This is a genomic window from Microbulbifer mangrovi (assembly GCF_002009015.1).
GTDB lineage: Bacteria > Pseudomonadota > Gammaproteobacteria > Pseudomonadales > Cellvibrionaceae > Microbulbifer > Microbulbifer mangrovi.
In genome coordinates, this window is sequence record NZ_LZDE01000232.1 from 1 (window position 1) to 11704 (window position 11704).

Here is an 11704-nt window from a genome sequence, read left to right on the forward strand (position 1 = left end):
TATTCACAGCGGTTCTGAAAACAGGTACCCGGTGCCGCGCCGCCACTGCGCCTGCTTCGGGACCCAAAAGAACCGGCTTAAAACTTAGGCTTTCTGTCGGTGGGCCTTTTCCAGCTTGGAGCGAATACGGTTCCGCTTCAGCGGTGAGATGTAGTCCACAAACAGTTTGCCGTCGAGGTGGTCGATCTCGTGCTGGATACATACCGCCAGCAGGCCCTCGGCCTCCAGCGCGTAGGCTTCGCCTTCACGATCCAGTGCTTTCAGGCGGATTTTGCGCGGGCGCTGTACCGTTTCATAGAAACCGGGCACTGACAGGCAGCCCTCATCGTACTTGTGGATCTCCGGATCGAGCACCTCGACCTCTGGATTGATCATCACGAGCGGCTCGCTCTGCTCTTCCGAAACATCAATGACCACAATGCGCTCGTGCACATTGATCTGCGTCGCCGCCAGGCCCACGCCGGGCGCGTCGTACATCGTTTCGAACATATCCTCGATCAGCGTGCGGTGCGCATCCGTCACCTCAGTAACAGGCTCTGCAACCTTGCGCAGACGGGGATCGGGGAATTCCAGGATTTCCAGTTTGGCCATAACACCTGTGACAAACTTCTAGTCTTAGTGGAACTTGCGCTGATAACATAATGATCGCGCTTGAAATTTGCTGAATTGGGGGGCTGTTTCCGCGCGCTGATGACTCAGCGATACCGCGGGCAGGAACTCGCCAGATGGCGTCCTATTTACCCCTCCACCCCGGCGACGTCAGCCGCCACCGGTTCAGCGCTGTGAGATTATAGCGATATAAACCCTCAGCGATAGCCGTATAAACATTCAGCAGACACTATGGCCCCCAGCGTTTGCGATAAAAAGCATAGGAATGCTTCCATGAAAAAAATAATTCTGGCCGCTGCCGCCACCCTGCTGGCGACCTTTGGTCTGCAGGCGCAAGATGTGCGCCTAAATCCCGACCACCCAGACACCTACGTGGTGCAGAAGGGCGACACCCTCTGGGATATCTCCGGGACTTTCCTCTCCCAGCCCTGGTACTGGCCGGAAATCTGGCAGGTGAATCCCCAGGTCGAGAACCCCCACCTTATTTACCCCGGCGACCGCCTGAACCTCGTGTATATCGACGGTGAACCCCGCCTCGAGCTCGAGCGCGCGCCCACCGCCTACAAGCTGAGCCCCGCCAGCAACAACCGCCTGGGCCCGTCCGTGCGTCGTGAACCCATCGGCAGTGCCATCCCGGCCATTCCGCTGGACGCGATCAATGCCTTCCTGTCCCGCACCCGTATTGTCGGCCCGAACGCCTTCAAGGGTGTGCCCTACGTTATTTCCGGGCAGGACCAGCGCATCCTGATGGGCGCCGGTGAAAAGATTTACGCGCGCGGCGACTTCCGCGAGCCGCTGGCTTCCTATGGTATCTATCGCCCGGGCCCGGTGTACGCCGATCCCTTTACCGGTGAAGAACTCGGCCAGCAGGCTCTGGACGTAGGTTCCGTGGATCTGCGTCAGCTGGATGAGGACAACGCCAACAGCGAATACGCCGTGGCCACCCTCGATGTCACCCGCACCAGCCGCGATATCCGCCTGCAGGACCGCCTGTTGCCGGTTGAAGAGCGCGCCATCGCAGCCCTGTTCCAGCCCGGAGCCCCGTCGGTTCCGGTGGACGGCATCATCCTCGGCGTGGAAGAAGGTGTGACCCAGGTTGCCAAGTACGACGTGGTTGCCATCAACCGCGGCCTGCGCGAAGGCCTGGAGCCCGGCCACGTGCTGGCCATCTACAAACGCGGCGCCACCGTGCGTGACCAGCTTGCCCGCGAGAGCGTCAAGCTGCCGGATGAACGCGCCGGTGTCCTGATGGTATTCCGCAGCTTTGAAAAAATGAGTCTCGGCCTGGTACTGGAAGCGGACAAACCGCTGGCGGTCATGGACCTGGTGCGCAACCCGTAACCAGCGGTTCCGGGTTCACAAGTTAAAAGAGTGCCTCCAAAAATTCGGTTTTGTGCGAGAACAGGGAGGCACAGAGCCTGAGCGTACCGAAGACTGACGGTACGCGAGGTTTCGAGCACGGAGCCGGCGCCGCTATCGTGCAAAAAGGCAATTTTTAGAGGTACACGACGCATGGATGCGTTGACGGCTTCCCTTATTCTTCAGCGCCTGGAGGGCGTAGGTCCTGGTATCTACTGGCAACTGGTCGAGCGTTTTGGCTCTGCCAGTGCCGCTCTCCTGCAATCCCTGCAAAACTTTCCCCGCAAACTTCCAGATCGTGCCCGCGCCCAACTCGCGGAACTGCAGCGCCTTGAGCTCGACAGTGAACTGGGTCAATGGGCGCTGAGAGAGCGCCAGCGCTGTGCGGAAGAGTGCATTTATCTGTTGCACTTTGACGACGAACACTATCCATCGTTGCTCAAAGAGATTCCGCGTCCGCCACCGGTGCTCTATGTAACCGGCAACCTCGACGCCCTGTCACTGCCGCAGGTGGCGATTGTCGGCGCGCGGCGCGCAACCCGCGCTGGTCTGGACAACGCCCAGGCCTTCGCCACCGATCTTGCCAGTGCCGGTTTCGCCATTACCTCAGGCCTGGCCCTAGGCGTGGATGCCGCTGCTCACCGGGGGGCATTAAAAGCTAGTGGCAGGACCGTCGCGGTGCTGGGCACCGGTGTTAACCGACTGTATCCGCGTCGAAATGCGGTACTAGCGGAGCAGATTCTGGCCGAAGACGGTGCCATCGTCAGCGAGGTACCACTGGACAGTGCGCCGGATGCGGGCAACTTTCCGCGGCGCAATCGCATAATTTCCGGACTCAGTCTCGGGACACTGCTGGTAGAGGCCGCGGTGCGTTCCGGTTCCCTGATCACTGCGCGCCTGGCTCTGGAGCAGAATCGCGAGGTTTTCGCGATACCCGGTTCCATCCACAATCCGATGGCGCGGGGTTGTCACCATATGATTAAACACGGCGCCCATCTTGTGGAAACCAGCGCGGACATTGTGCAGCATCTCGGTGGCCTGCTTTCCGGATTGGCGCAGCAGCCGGGGCTGTTTGATGAATCATCGGCAACCGCCGGCCCGGAATTGCCACCGGATCAGAGCGCGATTATTCGCGCCCTCGGCGGTGATCCGCGCAGCATCGAGCAGCTGGCGCGGGATACCGGTGGTGATACCGGAGACCTGATGGCCAACCTTTTACACCTGGAACTCGAGGGACTGGTGGAGCAATTGCCCGGTGGCTACCAGCTCACCGGTGGCGGCGCGCGGACATTGAGTGCGTTGGTTGCGGATTGAAGGCTCTGGCCGAATGCCATAAAAGCCGCTAGGGTCACGCCTGACACCTGCGCGTCGCGGACAAGTGGCGATGCCGAGATAAAAACACAGGAGTGACCAGTTGATGGGTCTATTCAAGCAATTCTCTTCACGCCCTGCTCACCATGCTTCCTTATGTCGTAGCGCCTCCCGCCAGATTGCCATTTGTGCCGGCAGTCTGCTGCTCGGGGTTGGCGTAGGAGCTGCCCAGGCGGAAGAGGGCGGCATCCAGTTGGAAAAACTGAACCTGCCCGAAGGCTTCAAGATCGAGGTTTATGCGAATGATGTCCCCAATGCGCGACATATGGTGCGTGGCGACAAGGGCACCCTGTTTGTAGGTTCCATGCGCGAGGGCAAGGTCTACGCGATTACCGATCAAAATGGCGACAACAAAGCGGATGCCACCCGGGTTGTTGCCGAGGGTATTACCTCTCCCACCGGCGTCGCTTTCCGCGATGGCGACCTCTATATCTCCGCGGTCAGCAAGATACTGCGCCTGGACGATATCGAGTCGCGACTCGACAACCCGCCCAAACCGGTGGTGATTACCGACCAGTTCCCCACCGAGCGCCACCACGGCTGGAAGTACATTGCCTTTGGCCCCGACGGCTGGCTGTATGTGCCGGTGGGTGCGCCGTGCAACATCTGTGACGAAAAGGGCTTCGCCAATATCCAGCGCCTGAAGATCGAGGGCGACAAGGTGGTAGAAACGGAAACCTGGGCCGAGGGGGTGCGCAATACCGTCGGCTTTACCTGGCACCCGCAGACCAAGGCGCTGTGGTTTACCGACAACGGCCGCGACATGCTGGGGGATGATATCCCGCCATGCGAGCTGAACACGGCGCCAAAAGCTGGTATGCACTTCGGTTATCCCTACTGTCACGGTAACGATGTGCTGGATCCCGAATTTGGTGAGGGCAAGCAGTGCAGTGCCTATGTGCCGCCAGTGCAGGAGCTCGGCCCGCATGTGGCGCCGCTGGGTGTAAAGTTTTACACCGGTGACCAGTTCCCGGCGGAGTATAAAAACCAGGTGCTGATCGCCGAGCATGGCTCCTGGAACCGCAGCAAGAAGATTGGCTATCGGGTAACCATGGTGACCCTGGACGAAAACGGCAAAGCCATTTCTTACAAACCGTTTATCGATGGCTGGCTGCAGGGTGAGCAGAACTGGGGGCGTCCGGTGGATGTTCTGGTGATGCCAGATGGCGCGTTGCTGGTGTCTGATGATCAGGCTGGCGCCGTCTACCGGGTTTCCTACAGTAAGTAATACGGAAATGTACGAGAGGCGGGTGACAGTCCCCCTCTGGTCGCCGGGCGCAATCTTGTCCCGGCGTGTTCGTTCGGCTAAATTGCCGCGCATTCCGAGCTGATCGTTCGCGCCGGGCCTTGCAGCCTGGTACTGAACCCGATTTTGAGCAGAAAGAGTCAAATCCTTGTCAGACACTTACCCGTTGTCCGTTCCGTACAATGCGCTCACCATCGCCAGTGCCGTGCGTGCCCTCGCCGCTGGAGGAGTGATCGCCCACCCCACCGAATCGGTGTGGGGGCTCGCCTGCGATCCAGGCAATCCCGACGCGGTCGCCCGCCTGGTACAGCTGAAAAACCGTCCGCTGGAAAAGGGCCTGATTCTGGTTTCCGGGGACGCAGATGACTTCAGCGGCATGCTGCACAACCTCACCGGTGATCAGCGCGCCCGTATCGATGCCACCTGGCCGGGTCCGGTTACCTGGCTGGTACCGCATTTTGATCAGGTGCCGCCGTGGGTTTCCGGTATTCACCACAGTGTGGCGCTGCGCCATACAAGCCATCCGTTTACCGCGGCATTAACGCGCGCATACGGCGGTGCTATCGTATCCACCTCCGCCAACCCCACCGGTTGCCAGCCCGCGCGACACAAGTTCCAGGTGCTGCGTTACTTTGGCGACCAGCTGGATTTTGTCGGCGGTGGCAATACCGGTGGACGCAAAGCGCCCAGCGAAATCCGCGACGCGGCGAGTGGCCGTATTGTGCGCGCCGGCTGAACTAGACCCCTATTTTGCTCCGCCCACCGGAGCCTCCCAGAACCGATCGTGAGCATTCCATGAGTGAAGTGAATATCCAGGCCGTCAAAGATTATCTGTTGAATCTGCAGGACCGTATTTGTGCGGAACTCGCGGCGATTGATGGCACCGAGTTTTTTGAGGATGCATGGGAGCGCGAGGGCGGCGGTGGCGGTCGCACCCGCGTGCTGGAAAACGGGAATGTCATCGAGAAGGGCGGGGTAAACTTTTCCCACGTGTTTGGTGACAAGTTGCCGCCGTCTGCCACTGCAGCGCGCCCGGAACTTGCCGGGCGTTCGTTTGAGGCCATGGGCGTGAGCCTGGTGATCCACCCGAAGAATCCGTACGCGCCCACCAGCCATGCGAATGTGCGATTGTTTGTCGCGCAGAAAGAGGGCGCGGAACCGGTGTGGTGGTTTGGTGGCGGCTACGATCTCACGCCTTACTACGGTTTTGAAGAAGACGTGGTGCACTGGCACCAGACGGCAAAAGAGGCCTGTGCGCCTTTCGGGGAAGATATCTATCCGCGCTTCAAGAAGTGGTGTGACGAGTATTTTTACCTGAAACACCGGGACGAGGCGCGCGGTGTGGGCGGCCTGTTCTTTGATGATTTCAACGAGGGTGGTTTCGACAACGCATTTGGTTTTATGCAGGCGGTGGGCAACTCATATCTGGATGCGTACCTGCCGATTCTGAAAAAGCGCAAGGATACTGACTACGGTGAACGCGAGCGGGATTTCCAGCTGTATCGCCGCGGCCGCTATGTGGAATTCAACCTGGTATTCGACCGCGGTACGTTGTTCGGCTTACAGAGTGGCGGCCGCACCGAATCCATCCTGATGTCGCTGCCATCCGAGGTGCGCTGGAAGTACGACTGGCACCCGGAGCCGGGTACACCCGAAGCCAAACTTTATACGGACTTTTTGCCGCATCGGGAATGGGCTTAAGTCTATTCCGGCAGCAGCTCCTTTTCATTAGCTGCTCCGAATTTTTCTGACGTGACAAAATACGTTTAAAAAGGAAGTCGCCATGCACAAGGCCCGACTGGAAGAGATCAGCAAGTTATTTCTCGAATACCGTCGCCTGTTCGAAGCCCGCGACGCTGAACAGATCGCGAATTTTTATCGATTCCCCATTCACTATTATTTTTCCAACGGAAAGAAATCCGAACTGAGTCGCGAATACTTTATCGGGAGAGTGGAGAAATTACTCAAGCTGTATGAAAAGCTCGGTGTAAGCCAAATTGTCGGTGCGGTGACCGATGTGATCGAGTTGAATGAAAATGCCAGTCTCGCCACCCTCAACTGGGTGTTGCTGGATACCTCGCAAGAGAAACCCCGGCAGGTCTATAGCGCGATCACACGCTATATGGTTTGCGACTATAACGGTGAACTGAAGATTGACGGGTTGATTGGCGTGGATGAAACACAGCAATTAAAGCAAGCGCTGAGCACCATCTGATTCCCGCGCGAAAAAGAATTGAAAAGAGCCGAAGTAAAATGGACAAGTACGCGGTAATCGGTAATCCGATCAAACAATCCATGTCTCCGGATATCCACAGTGCCTTCGCACAGCAGACCGGACAGGATATCGAATACGGAAAACTGTTCGCGGAAGTGGATGGTTTCAAGCATGTAGTGAATCAATTTTTTGCCGGGGGTGGTAAGGGACTGAATGTCACTGCACCGTTCAAGCTGGATGCGTTTGAATATGCCGATGAATTGAGTGAACGCGCGCGCACCGCGGGTGCGGTGAACACTCTGGCACTGCAGTCCGACGGCACCTTGCTGGGGGATAATACCGACGGCCCCGGTCTGGTATCCGATATCAAAAACCATCTCGGTTGGCCAATCCACGGCAAGCGGTTACTGATCCTCGGTGCTGGCGGCGCGACCCGCGGTACCCTTTTGCCGTTGCTGGAACAAAATCCCGCGGCGTTGCATATCGCCAATCGCACCGCGCGCAAGGCCGAGCAACTGGCGGAAGACTTTGCTGAATACGGCTCTATCGGTGCCAGTGGACTCGATGCGGTGCCCGAGGGGTTTGATCTGATCATCAATGCCAGTGCCGCGAGCCTGTCCGGTGAGCTGCCGCCGCTATCGCCACGGGCGCTTGCCGATGGCTGTCGCGCCTACGATATGGTGTACGGTGCGCAGCCGACACCGTTTATGCACTGGGCCACGGGCCTGGGTGCCGAGGTTTCCGACGGCCTTGGCATGCTGGTCGGGCAGGCGGCGGAGTCTTTCGCGCTGTGGCGCGGCGTGCGCCCGCAGGTTGCCCCGGTGCTGGCCATGCTGCGCGAGCGATTGCTGCAAAAACCTTCGTGAAAAAAACCTGACATCCAGTCACTTCTCAACCCGTGATCGCGGAAAGGCATGCCGTGACCACTTCGCCACACTACGGTTAACCTCGGGGAAAGGCTGCTTTGTAGCGCCATTCCTGCGGGTTCATCGCACCTATCCCGGGAAATCCCCGCTAAAACCGGCGGAAGGCCCCGTATCACGTGCTTTCTCGCTGAGTTTTGGTATCCTCTCCGCCCTAAATTTTGGGCGGCAGGTGCCGTACCCCGGTTTGCGCGTAACTCTGGAGTTAACAGCTAGTGAATCAGCTTCCGTTTGAAAAAGTCACCATCGTGATGGGCTCCCAGTCCGACTGGCCGACCATGGAAATGGCGACCAAGCCCCTCACCGAGCTGGGTGTACCCTTTGCCACTGCGGTTGTCTCTGCCCACCGTACACCGGCGCGCATGACCGAATTCGCCACCACGGCCCACGAGCGCGGTACCCAGGTAATCATTGCCGGTGCCGGTGGTTCCGCGCACCTGCCGGGCATGATCGCGGCGATGACCCCGCTGCCGGTGATCGGTGTACCGGTGGCGAGCAAGTTCATGACCGGTATGGACAGCCTGCTGTCCATCGTACAGATGCCCAAGGGCGTTGCCGTTGCCACCCAGGCGGTTGGTGCTTCCGGCGCATACAATGCGGGCCTGATGGCGGCACAGATGCTGTCTCTGACCGACCCGGAACTGCAAAAGCGCCTGATCGCCTGGCGCGAGAACCAGAGCGCCAGCGTTCCGTTTGCGGTCGAGTAACGCGACCCTGAATGCGGCTCAGTGAAGCCGGATATGATTGAGGATTATTCGAAATGACAGTCAGACGCGTAGGTATTGTCGGCTGTGGCCAGCTGGCCCAGATGATGGCCCAGGAAGCTCGCCCGCTGGGAATCGAATTCAGTTTTCTCGCCGAGGGCGATGAGAACACGACCTGTGTGGAGGGGCTCGGCACCATTGTGCACGCCCGCGAAGACGATGATATCGCGGCGCTTTATCAAGCCATGGGCAGCCCCGAGGTGATCACTGCCGAGCGCGAAGGTGTGCCTGTGGACCTGCTGCGCGCGCTGGAAAAGTGCTGCCCGGTGTATCCGCGCCCGGATGCATTCGAGAAAACCCAGCATCGCCTGCGCGAAAAAACTGCGATCACCGCCGCCGGCCTGCCGGTTGCGCCGTTCCTGCCCGCCAACAATTACGACGAGATCTGCGCGGCAGTGAAACAGCTGGGTTATCCGTCGTTTATCAAAAGCTGTGAACACGGTTACGACGGCAAGAATCAGTGGCGGGTAGACAGCGATGCTGACCTCGCGGCCATTGCCGGTGACGTGCCGGCATCAGAATATGTGGTGGAGAAGGGTATCAACTTCTCCCGCGAGGTTTCCCTGATCGGCGCGCGCACCGCAGACGGCAAGGTAGTGACTTACCCGCTGGCGGAAAATGACCACTACAACGGCACCCTGCTGGTATCCACCGCACCGGCGCCGCACGTGAGCGAAGAACTGCAGCACACCGCCGAGACTTACCTGGCCACCCTGATGAACGCCTGGGACTATGTGGGCGTGTTGGCCATGGAGTGTTTCGTCACCGACGACGGCCTGCTGATCAACGAGCTGGCACCGCGGGTGCACAACAGTGGTCACTGGACATTGGCCGGTGCCAAGACCAGCCAGTTTGCCAACCACGTGCGCGCGATCCTCGGCATGGAACTGGGCGATACCGATGCCGCGCGTCCGGCGGTCATGATCAATATGCTCGGTGTGGACAAGAAGCCGGCGCTGCAGAATGAAGGTGTATGGTCCTATGGCAAGGGCCTGCGCCCGGGCCGCAAGATGGGCCATGTGATCCTGCTGGACGATTCACAGGACGCACTGGCCGAGCGCATCGATGCGGTGCTGGAAGAACTCTACGGCGAAACCAAGCGTCCCGCCTGAATCTGACATTTCCTTTCTAAACGTATTGCCCCGGACTTCTCCTTGCCTATCGGGGCAGTACGTTTTTTATCTTATCCCCACGAAGTTCGCACCGAATTCCAAATCTGAACACCAGTTTGCGCTTGTCTTTGGTGGATCTGGCATACTGCTTCCAATAATCTCATTTGTATAAGTCGAGTTAGCGGGCGCCGTCTCTGGAGGTAGTAAGTGCGAGAATTTCTGAGAAACCTTTCTTTCTGTTTTGCTGCGGGCTGTTTTGCCGGGCTGGCTTACGCCATCGGCCTGTGGGCTATGGGGTATTACGGTTTCACCAGGTTTCTACATGTAGATATCGCCCCCTATCTTTCCAACGCTTATATATACCAGCGCGTGGTTTGGGGCGGTGTATGCGGGCTGATTTTTATGCTGCCATGGCAGAAAAGCTGGGTTACTCGCGGTTTCCTGCTATCGCTGATTCCTGCGGGCATTATGCTGCTGGTGCTGCTGCCGATGCGCGGTTACGGCGTAGGCGCGCTGGCGCTGGGTACATTGACTCCGCTGGTGATTGTTCTGGCCTGTGCGGCCGGCGGTATTGCCGGTTCCGGCCTGTTACGGGCGCAAGGAAAATAACCTCGCACAATTTTATGGCAACAGGATGCACAGTATGAAACGTACACTACTTACCGGAACATTGTTCGCAACTCTCTCGCTCGGAGCCATCGCTTCAGAGCAGGAGGCCCGTGACCTGGTTGGGTTTGGTGCGCTTACTTTTGCCGACAATTGCAAGAAGTGTCACCAGATAGACGGCTATGGTGAGGAGGCGTTGTACCCCTCTCTGCACGATCCCGCGTTGCTGGCGAATAAAAAACTGCTGGTCGAGACGCTGCTGCACGGCCGGTCGGCACCGCGTCGCAATGGCGGTGAAGAGGAGCTGATGCCCGCGCTGGAATTTCTGACCGACCGCGAGATCTCGGCGATCATTGCGTTTATTAGCAATACCTGGGGTGATGACGTGTTGTTGGTGAGTGAAGAGGAAATCAAGGCGGCTCGCTGAATGGAATCTTCGAGTGAAAAAAGGGCGGCCATTGGCCGCCCTTTTTATTTCCCTTTTGTTTATGCAGGCTTGCGCGCAAGCGGCTGACACATGCAGTGCACGCCGCCGCCGCCGGCGGTGATCATGGAGATATCCGGGTCGATCACGTCCAGGCCGTGGGCGCGGCACTTTTCTTTCAGCTCGGTGTTGTCGGACGGCAGCATCACGCGGTCGTTGCCGAGGGCAACTACGTTTACGCCCAGCTCCATCACCTGTGGGTAGGAGATGTCGATGATTTCGAAGTTGCGGGATTTGAACCACTGCACCAGTTCTGGCTCCACTGCATCCACGCACACGGCGACGAGCTTTTCCGCCAGTGCGGCTACCAGTACGTCGATGTGCAGGAAGTAGGGGTCAAACTCGTACCCCTTGACCTGCCAGCCTTCTTTTTCGATCCAGCTTTTCATCTGGTTGAAGCCCTGGGGCGAGGTGCGCTCGCCGCTGTAGCCACACAGGATGACACCGGGCTCCAGCACCATAAAGTCGCCGCCCTCTAAACTGCCGGCGGTGATGATGTCGTAAATCGGGATGTCGAGCTTCTGGTAGGTCTTTACTACATCGACCCATTCGCCGCGGCGCCAGGGGGAGTACATCTGGGTGACGATGGGGCCCCAGGGGGTCATGACGCTGCTGTCGCGGGCGTAGAGCTGGTATGGCAAATTTTCGTCGGCGGGCAGCAGGTGTGTGGTGACGCCGGCGTGTTTGTAGGCGTCGAGCATTTCCTGGTACTGGCGTTTGGCGACGGCGGCGTCGAACTGGCGGCCGAGGCGCACGGAGCGGCGGGAGGCGGCGTTGCCCATCTGCCAGGTGTAGTTGTCGATGGGACCGACGAGCAGGTCGGTGAGCACGCCGTATTCGGAGTCAATGCCCCAGTTGTCGAGGCGCGCGGTGTTGCCGTTGTCGTTACGGTGTTTGTAAGTAAATTCGGTCATGGTGTTTTTCTCGAATCCTGTCTTTTCGGAGCTCTGTTTTAACTCCGGTGGCGCGGCCACTGCCGGGAACTATTCGCTAGACACGCCGTGAACCCATCCAT

13 protein-coding genes are annotated in these 11704 nt (G+C 58.7%); 11 read left to right on the top strand and 2 right to left on the bottom strand.

All coding sequences use genetic code 11. The features are described from left to right. Positions 1 to 84 precede the first annotated feature (84 nt). On the bottom strand, positions 85 to 591 hold the full coding sequence (gene def / locus B4U49_RS03325; RefSeq protein ID WP_078083156.1) for a peptide deformylase: 507 nt from the start codon (positions 589 to 591) through the stop codon (positions 85 to 87). A gap of 291 nt (positions 592 to 882) precedes the next feature. Here def and B4U49_RS03330 point away from each other — a divergent pair, with 291 nt between their 5' ends. The 11 genes from B4U49_RS03330 (at position 883) to B4U49_RS03380 (ending at position 10632) form a co-directional block, all read left to right on the top strand. Beyond that, positions 883 to 1950 carry a LysM peptidoglycan-binding domain-containing protein gene (locus B4U49_RS03330; protein WP_078083157.1) on the top strand — a complete coding sequence of 356 codons (1068 nt, stop codon included), beginning with the start codon at positions 883 to 885 and terminating at the stop codon, positions 1948 to 1950. A gap of 171 nt (positions 1951 to 2121) precedes the next feature. After that, positions 2122 to 3282: a DNA-processing protein DprA gene (gene dprA, locus B4U49_RS03335; protein ID WP_078083158.1), complete on the top strand. Its 1161-nt coding sequence runs from the start codon at positions 2122 to 2124 to the stop codon at positions 3280 to 3282. A gap of 103 nt (positions 3283 to 3385) precedes the next feature. Further along, complete coding sequence (locus tag B4U49_RS03340) at positions 3386 to 4567, top strand: PQQ-dependent sugar dehydrogenase (protein WP_078083159.1); 1182 nt, start codon at positions 3386 to 3388, stop codon at positions 4565 to 4567. A 166-nt stretch (positions 4568 to 4733) separates the two neighbouring features. Beyond that, a complete protein-coding gene (locus B4U49_RS03345) occupies positions 4734 to 5321 on the top strand; it encodes an L-threonylcarbamoyladenylate synthase (RefSeq protein ID WP_078083160.1) in 588 nt (195 codons plus the stop codon). 59 nt (positions 5322 to 5380) lie between these two features. Then, a complete protein-coding gene (gene hemF, locus B4U49_RS03350; RefSeq protein ID WP_078083161.1) occupies positions 5381 to 6286 on the top strand; it encodes an oxygen-dependent coproporphyrinogen oxidase in 906 nt (301 codons plus the stop codon). An 82-nt stretch (positions 6287 to 6368) separates the two neighbouring features. After that, positions 6369 to 6800, top strand: coding sequence for a hypothetical protein (locus tag B4U49_RS03355; RefSeq protein WP_078083162.1), 432 nt, complete (start codon positions 6369 to 6371; stop codon positions 6798 to 6800). A gap of 38 nt (positions 6801 to 6838) precedes the next feature. Continuing rightward, positions 6839 to 7666 (top strand): shikimate dehydrogenase, encoded by an 828-nt coding sequence (gene aroE, locus B4U49_RS03360; RefSeq protein ID WP_078083163.1) that lies wholly within the window; start codon positions 6839 to 6841, stop codon positions 7664 to 7666. Positions 7667 to 7938: 272 nt separating this feature from the next. After that, entirely contained in the window at positions 7939 to 8430 is a 492-nt protein-coding gene (purE, locus tag B4U49_RS03365) for a 5-(carboxyamino)imidazole ribonucleotide mutase (protein WP_078083164.1), read from the top strand. A gap of 53 nt (positions 8431 to 8483) precedes the next feature. After that, complete coding sequence (locus B4U49_RS03370; RefSeq protein WP_078083165.1) at positions 8484 to 9599, top strand: 5-(carboxyamino)imidazole ribonucleotide synthase; 1116 nt, start codon at positions 8484 to 8486, stop codon at positions 9597 to 9599. A 207-nt stretch (positions 9600 to 9806) separates the two neighbouring features. Continuing rightward, positions 9807 to 10208, top strand: coding sequence for a hypothetical protein (locus B4U49_RS03375; RefSeq protein ID WP_078083166.1), 402 nt, complete (start codon positions 9807 to 9809; stop codon positions 10206 to 10208). Positions 10209 to 10242: 34 nt separating this feature from the next. Next, positions 10243 to 10632 (top strand): c-type cytochrome, encoded by a 390-nt coding sequence (locus B4U49_RS03380; protein ID WP_158078544.1) that lies wholly within the window; start codon positions 10243 to 10245, stop codon positions 10630 to 10632. A 59-nt stretch (positions 10633 to 10691) separates the two neighbouring features. Here B4U49_RS03380 and B4U49_RS03385 read toward each other — a convergent pair whose 3' ends face one another. Continuing rightward, positions 10692 to 11603, bottom strand: a complete 912-nt coding sequence (locus B4U49_RS03385; protein ID WP_078083168.1) for a dimethylarginine dimethylaminohydrolase family protein — start codon at positions 11601 to 11603, stop codon at positions 10692 to 10694. Between the last annotated feature and the right edge of the window lie 101 nt (positions 11604 to 11704).